The sequence below is a fragment of the Calothrix rhizosoleniae SC01 genome, from assembly GCF_900185595.1.
Classification (GTDB): domain Bacteria; phylum Cyanobacteriota; class Cyanobacteriia; order Cyanobacteriales; family Nostocaceae; genus Calothrix_A; species Calothrix_A rhizosoleniae.
This window is the reverse complement of record NZ_FYBH01000328.1, coordinates 1-23,441: the sequence shown is the minus strand read 5'-3', so window position 1 is coordinate 23,441 and position 23,441 is coordinate 1. Positions and strand designations below refer to the sequence as shown.

General features: G+C 40.7%; 21 protein-coding genes and 2 pseudogenes. 16 read left to right on the top strand and 7 right to left on the bottom strand.

All coding sequences use genetic code 11. From position 1 onward, the window contains the following. The first annotated feature begins 63 nt into the window (after nt 1-63). The 5 genes from CALSC_RS20015 (at nt 64) to CALSC_RS19995 (ending at nt 4,631) form a co-directional block, all read left to right on the top strand. Nucleotides 64-1,563 carry an aldehyde dehydrogenase family protein gene (locus CALSC_RS20015; protein WP_088243038.1) on the top strand — a complete coding sequence of 500 codons (1,500 nt, stop codon included), beginning with the start codon at nt 64-66 and terminating at the stop codon, nt 1,561-1,563. Nucleotides 1,564-1,728: 165 nt separating this feature from the next. Further along, nucleotides 1,729-2,544, top strand: a complete 816-nt coding sequence (locus tag CALSC_RS20010; protein WP_088243046.1) for a Nif3-like dinuclear metal center hexameric protein — start codon at nt 1,729-1,731, stop codon at nt 2,542-2,544. Nucleotides 2,545-2,749: 205 nt separating this feature from the next. Beyond that, nucleotides 2,750-2,965 (top strand): hypothetical protein, encoded by a 216-nt coding sequence (locus CALSC_RS20005; protein WP_088243037.1) that lies wholly within the window; start codon nt 2,750-2,752, stop codon nt 2,963-2,965. Between the two features lie 589 nt (nt 2,966-3,554). Next, on the top strand, nt 3,555-3,866 hold the full coding sequence (locus CALSC_RS20000; protein ID WP_088243036.1) for a DUF6679 family protein: 312 nt from the start codon (nt 3,555-3,557) through the stop codon (nt 3,864-3,866). Between the two features lie 459 nt (nt 3,867-4,325). Then, a complete protein-coding gene (locus tag CALSC_RS19995; RefSeq protein ID WP_088243035.1) occupies nt 4,326-4,631 on the top strand; it encodes a DUF4278 domain-containing protein in 306 nt (101 codons plus the stop codon). 54 nt (nt 4,632-4,685) lie between these two features. Here CALSC_RS19995 and menD read toward each other — a convergent pair whose 3' ends face one another. After that, the gene (gene menD, locus CALSC_RS19990) at nt 4,686-6,449 is read right to left on the bottom strand and encodes a 2-succinyl-5-enolpyruvyl-6-hydroxy-3-cyclohexene-1-carboxylic-acid synthase (RefSeq protein WP_088243034.1); all 1,764 of its coding nucleotides are present in this window, start codon (nt 6,447-6,449) and stop codon (nt 4,686-4,688) included. 441 nt (nt 6,450-6,890) lie between these two features. Between menD and folB the strand changes: the two genes are divergently transcribed. Both folB and CALSC_RS19980 read left to right on the top strand, forming a co-directional pair. After that, nucleotides 6,891-7,253: a dihydroneopterin aldolase gene (gene folB / locus CALSC_RS19985; RefSeq protein ID WP_088243033.1), complete on the top strand. Its 363-nt coding sequence runs from the start codon at nt 6,891-6,893 to the stop codon at nt 7,251-7,253. Between the two features lie 950 nt (nt 7,254-8,203). Further along, nucleotides 8,204-9,487 (top strand): diguanylate cyclase domain-containing protein, encoded by a 1,284-nt coding sequence (locus CALSC_RS19980; RefSeq protein WP_088243032.1) that lies wholly within the window; start codon nt 8,204-8,206, stop codon nt 9,485-9,487. Nucleotides 9,488-9,869: 382 nt separating this feature from the next. On the opposite strand, the gene CALSC_RS19970 is transcribed toward CALSC_RS19980, so the two are convergent. The 3 genes from CALSC_RS19970 to sufR all read right to left on the bottom strand — a co-directional run bounded on the left by CALSC_RS19970 (nt 9,870) and on the right by sufR (nt 12,740). Beyond that, a complete protein-coding gene (locus CALSC_RS19970) occupies nt 9,870-11,495 on the bottom strand; it encodes a CocE/NonD family hydrolase (RefSeq protein ID WP_088243045.1) in 1,626 nt (541 codons plus the stop codon). A 226-nt stretch (nt 11,496-11,721) separates the two neighbouring features. Beyond that, the gene (locus tag CALSC_RS19965; protein WP_088243030.1) at nt 11,722-11,982 is read right to left on the bottom strand and encodes a hypothetical protein; all 261 of its coding nucleotides are present in this window, start codon (nt 11,980-11,982) and stop codon (nt 11,722-11,724) included. Between the two features lie 86 nt (nt 11,983-12,068). Continuing rightward, entirely contained in the window at nt 12,069-12,740 is a 672-nt protein-coding gene (gene sufR / locus CALSC_RS19960) for an iron-sulfur cluster biosynthesis transcriptional regulator SufR (protein WP_088243044.1), read from the bottom strand. A gap of 228 nt (nt 12,741-12,968) precedes the next feature. Here sufR and sufB point away from each other — a divergent pair, with 228 nt between their 5' ends. Genes sufB through CALSC_RS19940 form a run of 4 tightly spaced genes read left to right on the top strand, consistent with a single transcriptional unit; the run spans nt 12,969 to nt 17,908 of the window. Next, nucleotides 12,969-14,405 carry a Fe-S cluster assembly protein SufB gene (sufB, locus tag CALSC_RS19955; RefSeq protein WP_088243029.1) on the top strand — a complete coding sequence of 479 codons (1,437 nt, stop codon included), beginning with the start codon at nt 12,969-12,971 and terminating at the stop codon, nt 14,403-14,405. Between the two features lie 53 nt (nt 14,406-14,458). Continuing rightward, the gene (gene sufC / locus CALSC_RS19950; protein ID WP_088243028.1) at nt 14,459-15,247 is read left to right on the top strand and encodes a Fe-S cluster assembly ATPase SufC; all 789 of its coding nucleotides are present in this window, start codon (nt 14,459-14,461) and stop codon (nt 15,245-15,247) included. Next, nucleotides 15,247-16,596, top strand: a complete 1,350-nt coding sequence (sufD, locus tag CALSC_RS19945; RefSeq protein ID WP_088243027.1) for a Fe-S cluster assembly protein SufD — start codon at nt 15,247-15,249, stop codon at nt 16,594-16,596. The genes sufC and sufD overlap by 1 nt, the downstream gene beginning before the upstream one ends. Nucleotides 16,597-16,645: 49 nt before the next feature. After that, nucleotides 16,646-17,908 carry a cysteine desulfurase gene (locus tag CALSC_RS19940; RefSeq protein WP_088243043.1) on the top strand — a complete coding sequence of 421 codons (1,263 nt, stop codon included), beginning with the start codon at nt 16,646-16,648 and terminating at the stop codon, nt 17,906-17,908. A gap of 480 nt (nt 17,909-18,388) precedes the next feature. On the opposite strand, the pseudogene CALSC_RS28305 reads toward CALSC_RS19940, so the two are convergent. Continuing rightward, nucleotides 18,389-18,490 (bottom strand): annotated as a pseudogene (locus tag CALSC_RS28305) (IS1/IS1595 family N-terminal zinc-binding domain-containing protein); the annotation flags it as partial. 102 nt (nt 18,491-18,592) lie between these two features. Between CALSC_RS28305 and CALSC_RS19935 the strand changes: the two are divergent. Continuing rightward, complete coding sequence (locus tag CALSC_RS19935; RefSeq protein ID WP_088243026.1) at nt 18,593-18,997, top strand: DUF5684 domain-containing protein; 405 nt, start codon at nt 18,593-18,595, stop codon at nt 18,995-18,997. A gap of 61 nt (nt 18,998-19,058) precedes the next feature. Here the strand turns inward: CALSC_RS19935 and CALSC_RS19930 are convergent. Then, nucleotides 19,059-19,295, bottom strand: a pseudogene (locus CALSC_RS19930) (transposase); the annotation flags it as partial. A 185-nt stretch (nt 19,296-19,480) separates the two neighbouring features. Continuing rightward, complete coding sequence (locus CALSC_RS19925) at nt 19,481-20,377, bottom strand: LysR family transcriptional regulator (protein WP_088243025.1); 897 nt, start codon at nt 20,375-20,377, stop codon at nt 19,481-19,483. 177 nt (nt 20,378-20,554) lie between these two features. Here CALSC_RS19925 and CALSC_RS19920 point away from each other — a divergent pair, with 177 nt between their 5' ends. The 4 genes from CALSC_RS19920 to CALSC_RS19905 form a co-directional block, all read left to right on the top strand. Then, entirely contained in the window at nt 20,555-21,220 is a 666-nt protein-coding gene (locus CALSC_RS19920; RefSeq protein ID WP_088243024.1) for a peroxiredoxin-like family protein, read from the top strand. Nucleotides 21,221-21,278: 58 nt separating this feature from the next. Then, nucleotides 21,279-21,824 (top strand): redoxin domain-containing protein, encoded by a 546-nt coding sequence (locus CALSC_RS19915; protein WP_088243023.1) that lies wholly within the window; start codon nt 21,279-21,281, stop codon nt 21,822-21,824. A 122-nt stretch (nt 21,825-21,946) separates the two neighbouring features. Beyond that, on the top strand, nt 21,947-22,348 hold the full coding sequence (locus CALSC_RS19910; RefSeq protein WP_088243022.1) for a YHS domain-containing (seleno)protein: 402 nt from the start codon (nt 21,947-21,949) through the stop codon (nt 22,346-22,348). A gap of 379 nt (nt 22,349-22,727) precedes the next feature. Next, on the top strand, nt 22,728-23,441 hold a 714-nt coding region (locus tag CALSC_RS19905), incomplete at its 3' end, for an SDR family oxidoreductase (RefSeq protein ID WP_088243021.1).

The window sequence follows — 23,441 nt, the reverse complement described above, 5'->3', positions numbered from 1 at the left end:
CTGGCTGGAGACAGAGGTTAAACTTATTACTTGCAAAAGTCCACACCTGTTAGAGGTTCTCAAATGACTACTCCTCTGGTTTGTCGTAACTTTATCAATGGTGAATGGGTAAAAGCCACAACAGGAGATGTGCTAGAAAGTCGTAATCCGAGCGATCGCCGGGAGGTTGTAGCAACTTTCCCCCATTCCGGTAATATTGATGTGGATAATGCTGTATCTTCAGCCCGTCAAGCTTACCACAGTTGGCGACTAATTCCGGCTCCAGCTAGGGCAGAATACATTTTTAAGGTGGGGGAACTTCTATCCCAACAAAAAGAAACAATTGCCTTGTTGATGAGTCGAGAAATGGGTAAATGCTTGCCAGAAGCCAGAGGAGATGTCCAAGAAGGGATTGATTGGGCTTTTTACAGTGCAGGGGAAGGACGCAGATTGTTTGGGCAAACCACACCTTCAGAAATGCCGAATAAGTTTGCCATGACAATGCGGATGCCTGTTGGTGTATGTGCTTTAATTACTCCCTGGAATTTTCCTGTGGCTATCCCTTGTTGGAAAGCTATGCCCGCTTTAATCTGTGGTAATACTGTCATTCTCAAACCAGCAGAAGATACCCCGGCTTGTGCCACAAAATTAGTGGAAATTTTCCAAGCTGCTGGTTTACCACCGGGGGTAATCAATTTGGTGCATGGGGTAGGAGAAGAAGTGGGAAAAGCTTTGGTAGAACATCCAGATATAAATTTGGTATCTTTTACCGGTTCTTCGGAAACAGGCTCCCAGGTAGGAGAAATCTGCGGACGTACCCATAAACGGGTATGTTTGGAAATGGGTGGGAAAAATGCTCAAGTAGTCATGGAAGATGCCGATCTGGATTTGGCATTAGAAGGGGCTGTGTGGGGTGCATTCGGCACTACTGGACAACGTTGTACTGCTACTAGTCGCCTGATTCTCCATAGAGATATTAAGGATAAATTTACTACTATGTTGCAAGAGCGTACTAGTCAGTTACGCTTAGGTGCAGGTTATGAACCCCAGACTGAGATTGGCCCCATTATTAATCAGAAACAATTGCAACGGGTAAAGACATATTTAGATATTGCCAGGTCAGAAGGGGCAAAGGTGTTAATTGGTGGGGAAGTTGCTACCGCAGGAGAATTACAACACGGTTACTTTTTCCAACCCACCATTCTCGACGAGGTGAATCCCCAGATGCGAGTGGCAAAGGAAGAAATATTTGGGCCAGTGGTAAGCTTAATAGAAGTGGATAATTTTGCATCAGCGATCGCTGTTCTCAATAGTACGAACTATGGTCTTTCTTCTTCCATATATACTCAGGACGTGAACCGGGCTTTTGCAGCTATGCGGGATATTGAAGCCGGAATTACCTACATTAATGGACCCACAATTGGGGCGGAAGTACATTTACCTTTTGGGGGTGTAAAAAGTACTGGTAACGGACACCGGGAAGCAGGAACGGCTGTGTTAGATGTGTTTACGGAATGGAAGACTGTATATGTTGATTTCTCCAGTAGTTTACAACGGGCACAGATTGATAATCGCACCTCTTGAAGAAGGCAGGGGGCAGGAGGCAGTCCCGATGAAAAAATTCACCATCAAGAATGAAAGTTATTTTCCTCTACTAACTCCTAACTCCTAGCTCCTCACTCCTCACTTTCTAGCTAGGAGAAAATGTACCTTATTTACCTAGAATTTGCTGTATCTGTGAGCAAAAATATGAAAATTGTCGATTTAATTACCTGGTTTGAGTCATGGGCAAATCCCGCTTGGCAAGAAAGCTGGGATAACTGTGGCTGGCAAATTGAACCAGGGGTTTTACAATCCCCAGCACGGGTATTGGTGTGTCTGACACCTACTTTGGCTGTCATGGAAGAAGCGATCGCTCTGCGGGAATCTGGTATAGGTGTAAATCTCATTTTTGCCCACCATCCCCTGATTTTTTACCCTCCCAAATCCCTATGTAGTGGAGATGCGATCGCAGAAATGGCGCGATTAGCTTTTACCCATAATATCGGTATTTATACAGCACACACAAACTTTGATCAGGTAGAAGATGGCACTGCTGATGTCCTGGGACAAATTTTATCCCTACAAGCAAGTACACCCATAGTACCCACCCAACCAGGTTTAGGATATGGCAGAGTAGGAGACTTACCAAATTCCTTGACTTTACAAGAATTGCTGAAAATTATCCACACCAGCCTGAATCCTTCCCAGTTGCTTTTCTCCCCTACAGTGAATTTACAACAGCAAATTTCTAGAGTCGCTGTTTTAGGAGGGTCGGGAGCCGGTTTTATTCCAACAGTGGTCAAAACTGGGGCTCAGTTATATCTAACTTCTGACTGTAAATTCCATCAATTCCAAGAAAGCCGTGATGCAGGTTTAATTATCGTCGATGCAGGACATTATGCCACCGAGCGTCCAGCTTGCGATCGCCTAGTGAAAAAGTTGCAAGCTTTGTCAGTTGACTGGGTACAGTTAAGCCAGAAAGACGAAGATTTTCGTCAGTTTTATCCTCAATTATCTGACTGAATCCGATGAAATGTATTTTTTGTTACCTTTAGCTCAAGTATTATTAACTACTAAAAAACTTATGAATACCAACATAGTGATTCACCTCACAAAAAGCGCGTAATTATAATCACTAGTAATTGTTATTCCAGATCAATCAAAAAATAACTAAAAGGCTCCACACTATAAATAACCTATGCCATGACCATTTTTTTATCCCAATGATATGATTCGTACTCTGGTTGACTCAGCTTTTCAAACTGGATATCTAAGTGTGGCATCTGAAGGTCTTATTCATCAGGTGCTAGCGACGAAAATTTACCATTCCGAGGATTTAGCAATCCTTACAGATTTATGGGAAGCAGTGCGAACAGGTAAAGTAAAACGAGAAGCATCCTCCCATTTGACTATGGACTTGCCAGTAAAATATGAACATGATTAATTCTATTTTGTGAATTTTTTTATTTCTACGAAAAGCCGCGCTTAGCGCGTCTACCTGACAGCCTTCTGCCCTCTTTCGCCCAGCGTTCCCAAAGGGAATACTTCTGCCTTTCTTAATAAAAAGTATAAAACCCAAGAGAATGAGTTAAGATCATATAAAAATAGGGGTTAAACTTAAAACCTAAGTTCTCATATTCCTCATTCATGTTCATAAATACTATGAGGCAAGTCAATCAATCGCAATTATCTCTTGTGTTAAAGTATTTATTGCTACATAATAGTAATAATGATTCACCAACAGCGATAACATTGCTCAGAACTAATTATGAATAAAATATATTCTTTAAAATCAAGCTGTGAGATGAAATTGAATTACGCTGGTACGAGCGCCCTCAGGATGTTCCTCTAGAGCATCCCCAAAAATTATTCAACATCCATGATTTTCGCTAACATAGCAATTAATAGTTTTAAGTTTGGAGTAAATCCCAGTACTTTCAAAGTTTGACGTACAGAACTTCCGAAAAGTACCATATACTGGGAGTATATCCAAATATTGACCGATTTAACGTTAGAAAAGGCAGAAGTAGTAGATGCTACACCGCAAGATTTATCAACTGTGTTGTGATGGGCGGGATGTATGTGTTTTCTTGCGGGACCAGCAACGCTGGATAGAACGCGCCCGCATCATCGACATCGAAGGAGACTTAGTCACCTTGCGCTATGAAACCGAGGAAGAAGACGAAATCTGCTCTTGGGAAGAAATGGTTAGACTAGAAAGTATAGGTGCTGTCACTCAAAAATTAGCTGCGGTACCACGGGGTAATGTAGAACCACTCTTAACCGAAGAATGTCCCGACGCTGAACGCATCCGTAATCCTTATAACGATACGAATCCAGAATAAAACTAGTGTAAGAGGTGATTATTCAGTAGTTAATAGTCTGCATGTCCAACCAAGGTTCTTTGAGTATAGGATTAACAACACAATAGAGTACAATTTTTCAATCAAGCATTTCCCCTCTCGATTTTATTTTGAGAGGGGGTTTTAATGTTGGTTCTATAATATTACAACCAAAAGCGATCGCTTCTCGTTTCTGAGTTCATACCAAGTTGCTTTCAAAGATAGTCCGCATTTCATTGCGAGGGTCGCGGAGCGGAAGGAAGCAATATAACTACTACAACAGAATGCTTTTCGGTGTTTTGTCACTCTTCAAAAACAACAATCAAGATGGCTTGTGTCAATTACATTGTAAACATTTTTTACAGATTTCATCATTTTGCATAATAGGAACAGTTACAACCGAATAAATGTATGAAGCTGTAATTAATTCCACAACCAAATTGATTTCCAAGAAGTACAACTATGAAACTTCAATACCGCGGCATATCTTACGAATCTAATCCTCATCCCATGACATCTGTAACGTCTGAAATTACTGCTAAATTTCGTGGTTTTATTTATCATATCCAACAGCCATTAAAGACATATTTGCACTCTGTACATATTCTTAAATATCGGGGGGTAAATTATATCAAAGGTAATCAGAAAATATCTGGGCTTGACTCTCAAGTCCACCAACAAAAAGATATTAATTCAGCCTTGAATCACTATTATATTAGTGAAGAAGCTCAGAGATTTTTGCGTGATTTCAATAAATTTAATTTATAAATTGCTCTTAATGACTATAGCAACAAGCGATTAGAGTTATTATCAGTAAATTTATTACTTATTACTTATTACTTGTGCAAATTCACTTAAATTTTTCTGCCGCCAACTTGCATCTAGTTGACGATTTGTCTGTAATTCTAGCAGTCTAATTCCTTGAGAAGGTAGGATTGTTAACTTATTTTTTAACTGCTGCCAAGAAGTTATTAATTCATATTCTACCCCATAGGTAGCACATAATTGGGTAAAATCAATATCTTGGGGAGTCGCAAAAAATTCCTCAAAGGGTGGATTAAATTCTGCAATGGGTAACATTTCAAAAATACCACCACCATTATTATTAATTAGAATAATGGTTAAATGACCAACAAACTTATTGCGGGTCAAAAAGCCATTGGTATCGTGCAGTAAAGCTAAATCTCCTGTCAACATTACACTACTTTGTTGACGATGGGCAACTCCCAAGGCGGTGGATAATGTCCCATCAATCCCATTAGCACCTCGATTAAAATAGGGTCTGATCTGCAAATTATTGGGTTTCCAAAAAAATTCTACATCCCTTACAGCCATGCTATTGGCAATGAATATTGGTGTTGCTGGTGGTAAATTTTGGGAAAGGAACCAGGCTAATTTTACTTCTGATATCTCTTCCATTCCCATCAAAGTTTTGTCAACCTGATTTCTAACTTGTGTTTCTGCTGATAACCACATTTGGAGAAAATTTCGGTTTTTTCTTCCCACTTCTCCAATTCTGCAATCCTCCACTCCTTGTCGCAAATGAATGGTTTTCCCGTGAAGGGGATCTAAGTTTTGATAGCTGGAATCAATTATCCAACGTCTAGCTGATATACCACTTAACCATTGACGTAATTGTTTACTGGTAGGCATATCCCCAATTTGAATTACGATTTGTGGTTTTAATTGTTTTGCTACCAGGGAATTACGTAGAATCAAGTCATAGGTAGAAATAACATAGTGATTAATTTCAGCATGATTCCTGATTGGGGATAATCCTTCTGCTAATATGGGAAATTGTAAACTTTCTGCTAATTGAGCGATCGCACGGCAATATGCTTGGGGTTGTTGTGGTTGCTCTACTCCAGCAATAATTATACCGCGATCGCATTGCTGCCATTCGGATAAAATTGGCAATTGAAAGTTGGTAATTGGTAATTTAGTTACATTCGTAATTCCAGCAAAAAATTCTTCTGGTTGTAACTGGGATTGCAAGGATGCTAAGGATTGTAATTGCCATTGATCCTGGTGGGGAATGGGTGGTAAGGGATCGCGAAAGGGAACATTTAAATGGACAACCCCAGGAATGGGAGCCAGCGATCGCTCCCAAGCATAGGTGATTATTTGTCGTAGATAACCTAGCATTTTTATATCTGCTGTGGGTACAGCTAGCTCTGTTTGCCAGTTGGGATAGTTGCCATATAATTTCAACTGATCTATAGTTTGCCCAGAATGGCAATCCCTGAGTTCAGGAGGTCTATCGGCAGTTAACAATAATAGTGGCACACGACTTTCTTTGGCTTCAATCACTGCTGGGTAAAAATTAGCTCCTGCTGTGCCAGATGTACAAACTACAACTGTGGGGATTCCCGTTGTTTTTGCCCTTCCCAAAGCGAAAAAAGCAGCAGAACGCTCATCAAGAATAGAAATTGATTCAATATCTGGCGATTCTTGGGCAAAAGCGACAACTAGAGGAGTAGAACGGGAACCTGGACAAATTACCGCAGTTTTTAATCCCAAATATTTTAAAGTTTGTGCCGCGATCGCAGCCCAAAGTTGATTTATATTTTGATAAGCAGTTGTCATAAAATTGACCGAAAAACAAACTGGATACAAGCCCCCGGATTTATCTGTGGAAAAGAAAAAATGAATTTATCATTTCCAGCCCTTCGATTCATCGATGGGGTAATAATTCTAAATTCTTCATTCTAAATTCTAAATTCTCCTTGACTTTTGACCGAAAAAGAAAAGGGTGCAAGCCCCTAAATTTATTTGTGGAAACTCCCCTGTTCCCCTTCGGGTCGCGCCACTTGCTACAACACGGGGAACCCGCGCAATGCAGTGGCTTACCAGCTCTCTGTTCCCCTACCTCTTCCGTAGCTCTATAGCACCACGGTTACAGTCGAGGAAAGCTCAATAATCTATCATGCAGGTACAATAATAGTTTTTCTTCTGACTTTTGCTATAACTGTTCGCTGATTTACAATCCTATAGGCAAAATTACCTTTCACAATCAGTATTGAGTATATGGACTGCATTCACCTAACAGGAATCCGTAGCTACGGTTACACTGGTTATTTACCAGAAGAACAGGTATTGGGACAAAGGTTTGAGGTAGATGTCAAATTATGGTTGGACATATCCGCAGCAGCAAAAACTGATGATATTGAAAAAACTGTAGACTACCGTTGGATTATTACCTTAGTTAAAGATTTGGTCAAAACATCAAAATTTGTGTTAATAGAACGCTTAGTAGAAACCATTGCTGATTCTATCCTGAAACAGAGCGATCGCATTACTAAAGTACAAGTTATTTTGATTAAACCAGCTGCACCAATTCCAGATTTTGGTGGAAAAATTAGCATTGATGTCACTAGAATTCAATCTTGATCTCAAATCAATACAATACAACAACATAATGTAAATCTACCAAGTATTAAGGGACTAACAAAAAAAACATATTGCATAGTTGTGAGACGACGAAAAATGCAAACTTCGCTAATAACAGTTTAAGGTTAAAACTGAGGAAAGCCACAGCGATAACGTCGAGCTTAAACGTTTTAGTAACATTCCCTTGGGTAAAGTATTAACTATAGCCAAGGGGATTTTACTTATGGATAATTTTATAATTCAAATTCTTATTTTTACGTATAGCAGTACGCATATACGTTCAGGCATTGTTGAAGACCCAAACCTATAAACAGTAAGCTTATTACTTATTACTTATTACTTGCACCTAGCGCTATATCTATAATTTACGTAAATAAACCCAGCTTATACATAAAATCATTGGGCTGAACTGTTGAAATATATTAAAAAATTTGGTTTTTGGCTACATATTGGTAAGTTATTTTACTTAGTCAAATTTAGTTTTTGTTATCTGATTTACTATTGATCACAAAAAATAATATAATCTTTGCAGTCAAGATATGTTCTATGTACAAAAATAATGGCTGCATTTTATTCTTACACACAAAAATTTTAATTATCAATGGATAATTAGGTATCAGAGAATAAACACAAATTATATAGTATAGAGAATTATACTTAAAAGCATAATAGTTTGTTGTTTGTGAGATCAAATCCAAAACTTTTATCCCGAAGCCAGAAGATGCAAGTTTGACAAGTGGTTTTTATTACATCATCGCATTGATATTGGTAACAATGATATATCTAGAATTAGACAAAGTAAATAATTTGATTTTATGTAAATCAGTTTTTATTAATTCCGAAAAAAAGATTGATTTATTAAGAATATTTATTATCATATAAATATGAAGGTATCAATTAATTAGTGATTGGCAGTAATATTTTAATCTTCTTCCATCGGTGAATATAAAATGACTCTCTCCAAAATCTTATTTATCGGAGATTACCAGCTCATAAATATAGATATAAAAAAAAAGTTGCATAAATTAGGCTATATAGTATCAGCGATTACAGATTTGGGGGGAAATGTAATTAGCAAGATATCTGAGGAAAATCCTAATATAGTATTAATAGATATCTCTTCATCTGGAAAGATTAATACCTTAGATATTACAGATAAAATTCAACAGAAATTAAACATTCCTGTATTGTATTTAGCAGATTATTCTCAAGACCAAAGATTATATAAAAGTCATTGCCGTCAGCAAGAGTATGGTATCTTCAAACATTATAATGAAAGGGAATTGTATGCTGTGATCGAAAAAGCTCTCTATACACACAAATTTGAAAACAGAGTGCAGTCACAACAAAGATGGTTAACAGTTATTAATTGCATGGCTTGTGCAGTTGTCGTCACAGATAATCATGGTGACATTGAAGTCATGAATCCTGCTGCTGAATTATTGACTGGATGGCAGCAATACGAAGTATTAGGTCAAAATATAGCACAGGTATTGAGCATTAGAGATTCACATACAGGAGAAAAAATAGAGAATTTAGTCCAGAAGGTAATATTAACAAGTGAGGTGATAAATTTACCTGATAACTGTATGCTAATGGCTAAAAATGGCAAACAAATACCAATTGGAGATAGTATTTCACCTATTTACGATCGCAATGGTAATATTACGGGTGCAGTTATAGTTTTTCAAGACATTAGCGAGCGCAAACAGATTGAAGCCCAGTTGCTTCAAAATGCCTTTTACGATTCTCTAACTTTACTACCAAATCGAGTTTTATTTCAGGATCGTTTGCAACAAGCTTTTGAGAGAGGTAAACGACAGAAAGATTATAAATTTGCGGTTTTATTTCTAGATTTGGATGGTTTCAAAGAAATAAATGATCGATTTGGACACAGTATGGGTGATGATTTTTTAGCAACTATCGCCAGATGTTTAGAGTCATGTCTACGTAGTGGGGACACGATAGCCAGATTCGGTGGTGATGAATTTGCTATCTTACTGGAAGATATTGTAGATATTACAGTGGCAATTCAGGTTGCTCAGCGTATTAATGAAACCTTAGAATCTTCCTTGGATGTGAATGGGTATCAGATATTCACCACAGCCAGTATTGGCATTACCTTAAGTAATCACGATTACGAGGAACCTGGATTACTTCTCAGAGATGCTGATATTGCCATGTATCGTGCGAAAGGAAACGGTAAGGCAAATTATGTTGTTTTTCAAAAATAACCAAAAAAAATTGGATACAAGCCCCCAGTAGCTCAGGACTGATGGATTAAATGTTATTAGTACAAATTTCAATTAGCCTGAATTACGGAAAAAGCTACATACAATTAAACCAGGGCTCTGAGGCTTCAATGGTAATATTGTTCCATCATTTTGTATCTTAGTCCGATTGCGGCAGTTATATACTTCTATCGGTCTAGTTATTCCATCCACCCTGAGAGCTACTCTATATTCCCAGTAATTTTTAGCACTACGTTTAATACTGAGGATACAAATTTGGTGATTGTTGTAGTTACGACATATTGGCATTGATGCTGTTGCCGGTAAGCTGAAGAGAAAACAACTCATTAATATTAGCAGGGGAAGTAAATATTGCATGGCAATTTTATTTGGAGGGTGGTACTACTGGTAATAAAATTCGGGAAGGAAAACTACCCCCAGATTTGACTGTTATGGTGGTGATATTCCCATCTAGATTTACCCCAGAATCAGAATCAATATTCAGGTTATAAGCAGGAAAACAGGCTGCACTCAAGCTCAGACGCAAAGCATGACCTTTGGCAATCCGGGTACAAGTTGCTTGTAGGGTGATTACTTTTTGGTTGGCTTTCCTGGGGAGCCTTCCTTCTTTGGTAAATGTATTTTGACTAGTCTCTGACTGACAACGCAAATAACCTTGAGCTAAATTATATACCTTGTTATTAGGGAAAACTTCAGATAAAACAGCACACAAATCATAATTAGTGCGATCGCATTGACACCAAATTTCTACTACTGTTTCCCCAGCCAAATATAAGTTTTCTGTCATCGGCTCGGTGGTGTAAGTCAGGACATCACCACGACAATCAATGTGCGATCGCTCAAATACACCAGCTGGTATGGCACCATGACCACCTAAGGATGGAACTGGTCGCCAAGGGTCATGAACAAAAACATCATCTACTGCTATTTTCGGAATTTGCTGGATCAGGGTGCCTTCATCCTCCCGCATATTAGCTAATCCCGTACTAGACAAATAATAAGATTTCTGATTAGATGAATTTAAGGTGGGAAATCCTTGCCACATATTAGTTCCCATCTCAAATAACCACACAGGCACTTCATCTAGTAACCCAGTATTTTTACCTTTAAGAAACTGGTCAAACCAACATATTTGCATCCGATCTACAGGACTCATAGCTTCATGACCAAAGTCAACCTCACCCACCCTTCGCCCCCAAGGTAAATGAGTCCACGGGCCCACCAGGAGCTGTTGACGATATTGACTGCGGGCTGCCATATCCCGATATAAATTCATCGTTCCCCGTAAATAAGTATCAAACCAGCCACCAATATGGAACATGGGTAAATCCACATCTGGAAACTGGGTTTTGGGGGAAAGTTTCGTCCAATAATCATTAGGCTGAGGATTACCGAGCCACTGGTGATAAAAAGAATCCTCAGCCAGATTTTGCAACAATTCTGGGTTATGCAAAGGTAAATTACGAGCAGCAGCAGATAATTTTTGATAGGCTTGTTGATCTTGACGTAATCTAGCCGTTTCCGTGGCTAATTGGATTGCCCAAGCCAAATTAGTTTGTAAACAGAATGCCCCACCTTCATAAGCCCAGTCAGTATACAAATCATAACCAACCATTGCCGGACAAATAGTTTTGAGTGCAGGGGGTTTGGCAATGGCAGCATATAACTGAGTCATTCCTTGGTAAGAGAAGCCATACATCCCTACCATGCCATTACTACCAGGTAGATTAGCTACCCAATTTACCGTATCTTCCCCATCAGCAATTTCATGGCTAAAAAGTTCAAAATTACCTGCGGATGTCCCTCTTCCCCGTACATCTTGAATCACCACAATGTAACCTTGGGCAGCGTACCAGGTAGGATGTGCATATACTACCGTAGAAGCGATCGCTCTACCATAGGGTTGGCGCATCAATAACACCGGAAACTGTTCATTACTCTGGGGATAATATATATCTGCATCCAAACGCACTCCATCTCGAGTATGCATGGATACGGTTTCTTTTGGTCTAACTAGAAGCATAAGTTGGTAATGGGCAAATGGTAACTGGATAATACCCATTCCCTATTTTGTCTAAAAACGTAGTCTAATCCATAGGAAATTAAAATTTTGATGTATGAATTGACCAAAAAAAATTGGATATAAGCCCCTTGACTCATCGATGGGGTAATAATTCTAAATTCTTCATTCTAAATTCTAAATTACCCTTGACAAATTACCATTTTAGATATGCAGCTGCAATTCCTTGCTCCCGCTTAATTTTACTATCCTTCTCAAACCAAGCGATCACTTGCTGGGAGGTTAAATCTTCCACCGTTACCCCATACTCTTGGGCAATATGTTTCAATAGTTTCAGCGATGAAATTGTCAACCGAGTTAAAAATTTTTCGGGATTAGAAAGCAAAGCTGCATCCACTTTCCCTGATTCTTCTAGGGTTAAAAACTGTTCTGATGGTGATTGAGGTGGTACGTTCATAACACTAATTATATAGATTACGCCAATTGTGCTGATGGTTTTAGTCTTGCTCCTTTAATCTCTCACTCTTTCACTCCTTAACTCTTTCACTCTTTCTTTGTTTGCACTAAATAACCACAACGATGTTCGCCATGAATAATCCATTGGGTACGTTCCACAGTACAATCTGGTAATACTGCGGCAAACATTTCCAATTCATGGCCACAAACACTGGGAAAAGATTCAGCCACATTGGAAATGGCACAATTGTGTTCTATTAACAAAAAGCAATCGCGGATTTCTGGTTCACTAGAATCCACAGGGTGAAACTCCGCCATATAGCCCTCAGCTCTTCTCAAGTTAACTAAGGTGGCTACCCGATCCCGCAAAGAAGCATCACCCAATCTTTCTCGATATTCTTCCGCTTTGCGTTCCCACTGTTTTTTGAGAATGGAACTTACTTGGTCGTGCCCTACAGTTTCTGCTATGGTATCCAACAGGGAAAGAGCAAAATCACCGTAGCCATCTGCTACCTCTCGACGTAGCCGTTCCTTACCTTTATCACTTAACTCATATATATGTTGGGGTCGTCCCATCCCCTCTTGTACCGCAGATGAGTATGCAACAAGCCCTTCTGTCTCCAAATCCTTTAAATGGCGACGAATAGCTTGGGGAGTAACATCTAAGGCTGTAGCAAGTTCTGAAGCCTTGCCCTGGGAGTTTTTGAGAAGGTATTCTAGTATATCCTGCTTAGTGGAGGACTGCTGGGTAATCGCCATCATCGTCCCAAAAAAATTATTTGAAAATTTCACTTTTACAACATTATTGTTGTTAATCTAGCGTACAATGAAAACAGATTAAACAACAACTAAGTTGTTTTAGTAGTTATATCTATAATAGCAGCCGCGCAACAGCTCGGTCATCCCCCTGGGGGATTGGCTCTACACAGCCCATCTCCTATCCTTAAAGAGAAATTTTCTGCAACAGAACACAACCAGAAACAGCCGATGAGTGCCAGTGTTAAAACCTTAGTCAATCAGCCCTACAAGTATGGCTTCGTCACCGACATAGAAGCTGATACCATACCCCGTGGACTGAATGAAGATGTTATCAGACTCATTTCTGCGAAAAAGAATGAGCCAGAGTTCATGTTGGAGTTTCGCCTCAAAGCTTACCGTAGGTGGCAAAAAATGACGGAGCCTAGTTGGGCAGATGTCAACTATCCAGCGATTGATTATCAAAATATAATTTACTATTCTGCACCCAAGCAAACGGAGAAGAAGAAAAGCTTGGATGAAGTGGACCCCACTTTGTTGGAAACCTTTGAAAAGTTGGGTATTCCCCTATCGGAGCAGAAGCGACTATCGAATGTAGCAGTGGATGCCATTTTTGATAGTGTTTCTGTGGCTACAACCTTTAAGGAAAAGCTGGCGGAAGATGGGGTCATATTTTGCTCCATTTCTGAAGCTGTCCAAGAACATCCAGAGTTAGTCAAAAAATATCTGGGGAGTGTGGTTCCAGTCGCAGATAATTATTTTGCAGCTCTGAATAGTGCGGTATTTAGTGATGGTTCTTTTGTATATATTCCCAAGGGTGTGAAGTGCCCAATGGAACTATCTACTTACTTCCGGATTAACTCTGGGGATACGGGACAATTTGAGCGTACCCTGATTATTGCCGAAGAAGGTAGTTATGTCTCGTACCTAGAAGGCTGTACTGCGCCTATGTACGATAGCAATCAGCTACATGCGGCGGTAGTAGAACTTGTTACTTTAGACAATGCGGAAATCAAGTATTCTACTGTGCAAAATTGGTACGCCGGTGATGAGAATGGGAAGGGAGGAATTTATAACTTCGTGACTAAGCGAGGATTGTGTCAGGGGGTTAATTCCAAGATTTCTTGGACTCAAGTAGAAACTGGTTCTGCCATCACTTGGAAGTATCCCAGTTGTGTGTTGGTAGGTGATAATTCTGTAGGTGAGTTTTACTCAGTGGCGCTGACTAATAATATGCAGCAAGCTGACACAGGAACTAAGATGGTTCACGTTGGTAATAATACTCGCAGTACGATTATTTCTAAGGGTATTTCTGCTGGTAAATCTAGCAATAGTTACCGGGGATTGGTGAAGGTAAATCCCAAGGCGAAGGGAGCTAGGAATTATTCCCAGTGTGATTCGATGTTGATTGGGGATAATGCCCATGCTAATACTTTTCCTTATATTCAGGTACAAAATCCCACAGCCAAGGTGGAGCATGAGGCTTCTACTTCCAAGATAGGAGAAGACCAACTATTTTACTTTGCTCAACGGGGTATTTCGGCGGAAGATGCGGTGTCAATGATGATTAGCGGCTTCTGTCAAGATGTGTTTAATCAGCTACCTATGGAGTTTGCTGTGGAGGCTGATAAACTGTTGAGTCTGAAGTTGGAAGGTAGTGTGGGGTAGGAGAATCTCACGCAGAGCAAGAGAGACAGAGAGAAAGAGAGAAAGAGAGAAAAATGATTGTAGAGAATAGTCAAGTAGTTTTGTCTGTTAGGGATTTGACGGCGAATGTGGATGGTACACCCATTCTTAAGGGCGTGAATCTGGAGGTGCGTGCGGGGGAAGTTCATGCAATTATGGGGCCGAATGGTTCTGGGAAGAGTACTTTCTCTAAGGTTTTGGCGGGACATCCGGCTTATGAGGTGACTGGTGGTGAGGTGATTTTTCAAGGGGAGAATCTTTTGGAAATGGAGCCAGAGGATAGGGCGAAAAGTGGAATATTTTTGGCTTTCCAGTATCCTTTGGAGATTCCTGGGGTCAGTAATTTGGATTTCTTGCGGGTAGCTTACAACTCTAAGCGTAAGGCTCAGGGCTTGGAAGAGTTGGAACCCTTCGATTTTGAAGATTTGGTGTATGAAAAGCTGGATGTGGTGAAGATGGATTCCGCTTTTCTCGATCGCAGTGTGAATGAGGGTTTTTCTGGGGGAGAGAAAAAGCGCAATGAGATTCTGCAAATGGCGCTTTTAGAACCCAAGTTGGGGATTTTGGATGAAACTGATTCTGGCTTGGATATTGATGCGCTGAAAATTGTGGCGAATGGGGTAAATCAGTTAACTAGTCCGGAAAATGCCACGATTATGATTACTCATTACCAACGATTGCTGAATTATATTGTGCCGGATTATGTCCATGTAATGGCAAGGGGACAGATTATTAAGTCTGGTGGTAAGGAGTTGGCTCTGGAGTTAGAATCTCGCGGTTATGACTGGGTGTTGGAAGAAACTGCTGTGGAGGTAGGAGTGTAATGAATATGCAAGTTTCTCCCAGTGCGATCGTTAATTCTGATATTGTCAATTTAAGTTCTAGTCTATTGGATAGGGATAGTTATCTGAATGGTCTGTTAGCCAAGGTTAGCAGCAATCAAACAGAGGGTTGGTTACAGGAAGTCAAGGAACGTGCTGCTGATTGGGTACGTCATTCTGTCATACCCAATACCCGTGAGGAGGAATGGCGGTTTACGGATTTATCTAGTTTACGTCAGGTGGAATTTCAGGTAGAGGCGCAATACCCTGTATCTGGTGATCATATTCCCACTCTACCGGAAGCAAACAACCGTTTGGTATTTGTGAATGGTGTATATGCACCGGAATTATCAGCAACTACAGATTTACCACCAGGGGTGGTAGTTAGTAATTTGGCTGATTTACCAGATACATATACAGAGAAAGTACAGCAGTATTTATCCCAATCTGAAGGAGCGCTGGAAGTATTCACTGCTTTGAATACGGCTGGTATTAATGATGCTGCGGTGGTGTGGATACCTAAGAATATGGTGGTGGAAACACCAATCCATTTGGTATTCATTGCTGCTGGGGAAAAACCGACAATTTCTCAGCCTCGTTGTTTGGTAGTAGGGGAAACTGGCTCCCAAGTGAGTTTGGTGGAAGAGTATACCAACCTCAAAGGTGCAGAAAGCCCAGAGGGAGTTTATTTTACGAATACGGTGACAGAAATTTTTGTCAACGAGAATGCTCAAATCAATCACACCCGAATAGAATCTGATGGTGCAGAGGCATTTCACATTGGTAAAACTGCTGTTACCCAAGCCAGATACAGCCGTTATAGCTGTCATGCTATTAACTTGGGTGGGAAACTATCACGTCATAATTTAGAAATTCTGCAAACTGGCGAGCAAACAGAAACTACCCTCAATGGCTTGACAATGATTGGTGGTCAACAAGTTGCAGACACTCACAGTGCGATCGCCCTTAACCATGCCTATGGTATCACCCGTCAGCTACATAAATGTATTGTAGGTGATAAAGCTCATGGGGTATTTAACGGTAAAGTATTTGTACCCAAACCCGCTCAATTAACCGATGCAGGACAATTAAATCGAAATTTACTGTTATCTCCCCACGCCAGAGTAGATACCAAACCCCAACTAGAAATTACTGCTGATAACGTTAAATGTGCTCACGGTGCTACTGTAAGTCAATTAGAAGATGATGAAATTTTCTACTTGCAAAGTCGGGGAATTAATGAAGATAGCGCCCGCAATTTATTAATTCACGCCTTCGCAGCAGAAATCATCAACCATATCCCAGTACCCTCCCTCCGGAAAAGACTCACACAAACAGCCAACCAATTTTAGATTGGAGATTTCTGAATCTAAAATCCAAAATCCAAAATCCAAAATTCCCATGACCTTTACCCAAGAAAGAACCATTGCTGATCAAGTCCGTGCTGACTTCCCATTATTACATCAGCAAGTCAACGGCAAACCCCTAATTTACCTAGACAACGCCGCCACCTCCCAAAAACCCCAAGTTGTCATTGAGGCTCTGGAGGACTATTACCAGCAATATAATTCCAACGTCCATCGTGGTGCACATACCCTGAGTGGTAAAGCTACCGATGCTTATGAAGCAGCACGGGATAAAGTCGCTAAATTTGTCAACGCCTCATCTCGTCAAGAAATCGTCTTTACCCGCAACGCCACCGAAGCCATTAACCTGGTAGCTTACAGTTGGGGAATGAATAACTTAAAGCCAGGAGACGAAATTATTCTGTCGGTGATGGAACACCACAGTAACATAGTCCCTTGGCAAATAGTCGCCCAAAAAACCGGCGCAGTCCTCAAATTTGTAGAACTGACACCAAAACAAACCTTTGACTTCCCTCAATTCCAAACCCTGCTATCTGACAAAACCAAATTGGTGTCAGTGGTTCACGTTTCTAATACCTTGGGTTGTATTAACCCAGTAGCAGAAATTTGTACATTAGCTCATGAATATGGAGCAAAGGTATTAATTGATGCCTGTCAAAGTGCCCCTCATTTGCCCATCGACGTACAGCAAATTGGCTGTGATTGGTTGGTCGCTTCCGGGCACAAAATGTGCGCCCCCACAGGGATTGGCTTCTTATACGGCAAAGAAAAAGTCTTGTTATCCATGCCACCATTTTTAGGTGGAGGAGAAATGATTGCTGAGGTATTTTTAGACCATTCCACCTACGGAGAATTACCCCATAAATTTGAAGCAGGTACCCCCGCAATTGCAGAAGCGATCGCTCTTGGTGCAGCAGTAGATTATCTTAATAGTATTGGTATGGATAAAATTCATGCCTATGAAGCCGAATTAACTGCGTATTTATTTCAACAATTAGATAAAATTCCCCAAATAAAAATTTATGGTCCCTATCCTAATTCTCAAGGAGAAGGAAGAGCAGCACTAGCAGCATTTACTGCTGGAGAGGTTCATGCTAACGACTTAGCAACATTATTAGATCAAGAAGGGATTGCTATTCGTTCTGGTCATCATTGTACCCAACCATTACACCGCCATTTAGGAATTCCTGCAACTGCCAGAGTCAGTTTATCTTTCTATAATACCCGTGAAGAAATAGATATATTTATTCACGCTTTGAAAGATACATTGGATTTTTTTCACAGTATCTTGGGTTAGATATTGGGTGGAGTTCAACTATGTAGGGACATTTTGTTAAATGAATGTCTCTACATTATGATTGAGAATAACAGAAGTAAAAGTCAATACTGCTTGTGACACTTTATCTGCATAATCTTATACTACAATCATTAACTAAGCAAAAAGTAAGAAACAAGATTGGCACAGGTTATATTACATCCTTGTTATACGAGCATTCCAGTCGCCAATGCTGGGTACCTTTTCTGGGCGACTTCTCCTTGGGGAGTTGAAATGGTTGGTGGAAAAGGGTTTAGACAGTTGTAGTATCACATACTAGGAGGCAGGGTTTTTGCGCGGTTGAGGCTTTTTCTCTATTTTCCCCTTTGTTACGATTTGTAACCAAGTATTGACAAAAAAACAACCATCACTTTTGTTTTTCTCCTTATGGTTGCAATATATTTAACTAGCTTTCCTTGAATTATCTTATCGCCGCAGAAACAACCAAAATGTCAGTGTAATTTCAATAAATTGACGACCACATTCGGCACATATGTAATTCTGCTTACCTCGCTGCTTTCCGTTTTTACGGGTATGAGTTTTTACGGATATGATTTGATTCACTTAGACAAATAAATACAAACTTTTGTTTAATTGCCAACATAAATTAAGATTTTTGGTATAAAAAGGTGGCAATTGTCAACTTTTTAATTTGGGGATTTGAGGATGCTTTGGTTAAATCATGGTTGGAACATCACCAATCTATTAGCTCAGGTTAATATTGGTGTTAGCGATAGTGTTATCAATCTAATCAGTCTAATTATCTCTCTTGCTATCTACGTATTTACTTCTTACTGTTTCTATAATATTTATCAGAAACTAGGGGAGCCAAATGCTTGGTTCGCGTGGGTTCCCATTCTACAAAACTGGATTATGTACAAAGCTGGAGATCAGTCCCCTTGGTGGTTAATTGGATTGTTTATACCTCTGGTAAATATTGTTGCCGCAATTTTTCTGATTATTGCGTTTGTCAATATCATAAAAAAATTAGGCAAGAATCCCTGGTTAATTCTGCTGATGATTGTTCCCATAGTAAATTTTGTTTTGTTGTATAATTTTGCTTTTGGATAAAAATGAGTAGCTCTATAAGAGGATTTTTATGGGCTAAAATCTAAAAATTCTGGTTCTTCCGCTACTTTGATGGAGAATTAATAGTAAAGTGCCAGTTTAATAAACTACGTAACCGAAAATTGTTAAAGTGACAAAAGCCATATCCAAGTCTTTTAATCAACTTAAGTTTATTATTAATTCCTTCAACAGTACCACTCGTAGTTTTTTCATCGAAATAGTCTACTATTTCCCCAAACCATCTAACCATTGTCCCTATACTTTTCGGAAAATAATCAAGCGCATCATGCATCCAATCCAAACTTTCTTATATTGTGCCGAAACCCCAAGGGGGAATGCAAAGCAGCAAAAAAGCCCCCTTGCCAACACCGAGCATGATGAGATGCCCAGCATTGGCTAATGAAAGCCTTGCTGTATAAGGGTTACATTTTCAAAAGTAATAAACGAGAGCAAAACGTTTCTTACTCAATAACTATTCAATCTCATCTATATTGAAACGCTATTGCGGAACGATGCTACGAGATAATCTGCAAAAGCGTGAGCTGAAGGCTTTGCACTTCTCCCTCCAGCGAGCAAAGCATTGACTTCGATAGTCCCAATTTCCCAATCTGCAAGAATTTGAACGAGTTCACCCTTTTCGAGTTCTGCCCTACACCCCAAAAAAGCCGTGGAGATAATCCCCATTCCAGCCAAAGCAGCAGCCGTTGATGCCTCATTAACGGTCACCATGAGCTGACCTTCAACTCTTACAGACAAAGTTTTGCCGTCTTTTTTAAAACTCCAGCCAGTAGACCCCATACTCGAAGGCCCAATAATCACTTGATGCCCTGCAAGGTCTGTAGGAATTTGTGGCGTTCCTGCCTTCGCCAAATATGCGGGAGAAGCAGCTATCAGCCGCGGTGTTATAGCTAGCTTCCGCGCGACCATAGTTGAATCGCTGAGCGGACCGAAACGTAGTGCAACATCAATAGCCTGCTCGATCAAATCTTGACGTGCATCAGTGAGCACAAGATCAAATTGTAAACCTGGATGTTGAGCCAGGAAATCGGGAAGGCGAGGAATAATTTCGCGTACTGCAAAGCTCGTGGCAGCACTGACTCTCAACCTCCCCTGCAACTTTCCATCGCTACGAACTAGATAGTTAGCCTCTTCCAAAGCAGACAGAATTGGGTCTATTCTCGCAAGATAGTCCGCCCCGGCCTCTGTTAATTTCACCGCATGGGTGCTTCTAACAAAGAGCGCCGCCCCGAGATCCTTTTCCAGCTTGGAGATGATTCTGGAAACAGAGGGCTGGGACAAGTCAACCTCTTTGCCTGCAGCCGTAAAGCTGCCAGTTCTGGCGACTCGGCAAAATAAGCGCAAGGTTGAGATGCGATCGTTCATTTGTTTTTCAAATAACTATTAGAGATAAATTGACTCTACCAATTAATAAACAAATGAGCAATACTGAATAGTAAGCAGATGGAACAGTTCACGAAAGCCTGAAAGGATTACCAGTCCTTGGGTGAACCCTGATGTAGTTCTCATGCCAATGAAAAACCACAAAATAGGAGTAAAATTATGTCTCTTCAAGAAAAACTCGACGCTTTTAAGGCAGACTTTGAAACTAACAAGGCTCCTGCCGCTGCAATAGAAGCTTTTCATCGTTCCACCCGTGAATTGATCGAAAATGGAAATGCTGAACGCGCCCTCAAAGCAGGTGACCGAGCGCCTGAATTTACGTTATCTGATTCAGACGGCAACCTGGTCTCTTCAAGAGACTTGCTTACCAAAGGTTCCTTGGTACTGACTTTTTATCGTGGTGTCTGGTGCCCCTACTGCAATTTTGATCTACAAGCATTAGAAGAAGTTGCTGACGACATCCGTTCCCGAGGTGCCTCACTTCTGGCGATCTCCCAGCAAGGAGCTTCAAGTAGTCGCAAGTCCCAAAGAAATAACAAGCTGAGCTATCCAATCCTCACAGACCAAGGTGGAGACTTGGCAGAGCGTTTTGGCCTGCGCTGGACATTGCAGCCTTACGTTATTGAATTCTTTAAGATGTTCCAGGTTGATCTTCCCAAGATTCATAACGATGACAAATGGACTCTGCCCATGCCTGCAAGGTACGTTATCGACACTGACGGAATAATTGCCTACGCAGAGGTCAATCCGGATTATACTCGCCGTCCAGAACCTAGTGACTTATTCCCCGTTCTCAATAAACTTGCTCTTTCAACAGCAAGATAATGAGTCTACAAATTCTACTTGAAAAACTAGCAAATTAAACAGCATTGGAGGAATTACAATGAGTAGCAATTTTACCGTAAAAGTATTTTTTAGAGGAGATTGGTGTCCGTGGTGCTCGGGCTACTTAAAAGACTTTAACGATAAAGCTCTTCATAAAATTCAAGAGCTTGGTGGAAACATTGTCGGAATTACTTCTCAAGCGGGAAACCAGTCCCAAAAAAACCTTGGACTCAACTTTGACATTCAAATTGATGAAGAAAATATTGAAGCTAAAAAATACGGGATTTTCATTACGCCTAAAGCCGAAACTCCGCTCAAAGATGTAGATGGGGTATATCCAAACGGAATGGCTCAACCCGGAGTTGTTATTGAAGACTCTAAAGGGAAAATACTTTACAAATGGGCAATAGTTCCTAGTGAGATGAATCTGGGTGGGGCTAGTGACAGACCATTAGTTGCAGATATTGTTGCTTCACTTGAGCAAATCCTTAAAGGCCAAGAAACCGGTGATTCATTTAGTACAACTAGCATGAGTTACCTTGAGCAAAACCACCCTGAGGAATACCAGAAAGTTCAAGCCTACATTGCTTCTTTGAATAAATAGGAGGCACTCGCGCCTCGCCTAATAAGGCTAACTGAGTCATAACAGCCGGCTCAATCGGCGGCGATCGCCTACTAGCTTTGCAATACTCATACTATTTGGCTGTTTGGACCAGGAGATTTACCATGTCACGTCCTATTAATCTGACCGAACAAAACATTGCCATCAGCGGCTACGATCCTGTTTCCTACTTTGTGGATGAACCACAACCTGGCAATCCCGACATTACAGCGACTTATGGCGAGGCCACTTATTACTTCGTCAATGCTGAAAACAAGGCTAAATTTGAGGCTGAACCTGAAGCCTATGTGCCCCAATATGGTGGTTTCTGTGCTGTTGCAGCCTCTGAAGGTAAACTTTTCCCAATCAATCCGGAGACTTACAAGATTACAGACAACAAACTGTACCTTTTCTATAACGGTGAAGCTGGTAACACCAAACCTCAATGGGAAGCTGACGAAGTCACGATGAAGGCAAATGCCGATGCTGCTTGGGCCAGAGGCAACTTGATTGTCCCTGAAATGTAGATCACAGTTGTAGTAAAACATTCTATACCCTAGCTTGCTACTAAAAACTGTTGTGTTTTGAGAGAATAAGAGTTTTCCAACTCATTCCATTCATCCGATCTATAGGGCACCTCGATTAATTTAAGACCCTGAAGAACTTCGCGTAATCTACGCTAATTTGGGTGGATACCTACAGAAGTTTAACGGAGCAGGCAATTTTAACCTTCCTATTCCAGCCACGTTGGTGGCCAACGGGAGCAGGCACGATCACTTTCGCACATGTCGATGTGGATTATACGACTCGAGCTAATCCGGAAGATGTACTTAGTGCTGGGGAGCAACATCAAGTAGTTTTAATGTCTCAATGATTCACTAACACTCAATAAAAAAGAAAGAATCAATGAAAATCTTAGATAGCAAAATTCTTGTTACCGGTGCCAATCGTGGAATTGGTCTGGCTTTAGTCGAAAAGTTACTAGAAAAAGGAGCTGCGAAGGTCTACGCGACTTATCGTTCAGAGAACAACCGCTCAACGCTTGATGAGTTTGAGGAACGGGTTATTCCCGTTCATCTCGACCTCGGTGATAAGGCGACAATTGAACAGCTTTCACAATCAGTGCTCTCGTTGAATATCCTCATCAATAATGCGGGCATGTTGAGCGCCGAGAATTTGCTGGAGAACACTGAAGAACAATTGCGTAACGACTTTGAGGCTAACTTCTTTGGAACACTCGCAGTCACCAAAGCGCTTCTGCCCACACTCAGGAAAGAAAGTTCAGCCGCAATCGTCAATATAGCTAGCATCGCTAGCCTCGCAGCCATGCCAAGTTTAGGTGGTTATTCCGCGTCGAAAGCTGCTGTCCATTCGATGACACAATCGATACGCGGCACGTTAAAGGCAGATGGTATCTCAGTACATGGCGTTTACCCCGGTCCGGTGGCGACTCGCATGACGGAAGGCTTCGATATGGAGATGACATCAGCTCCGGTGGTTGCTGAAAAAATTCTGGAAGACATCGAGAACGGCATTGAGGAAATTTTCCCGGATGCCATGTCGCAACAAACAGGACCGCTTTTCCTTAGTTCGCCCAAAAGTCTGGAACAGAACTTTGCT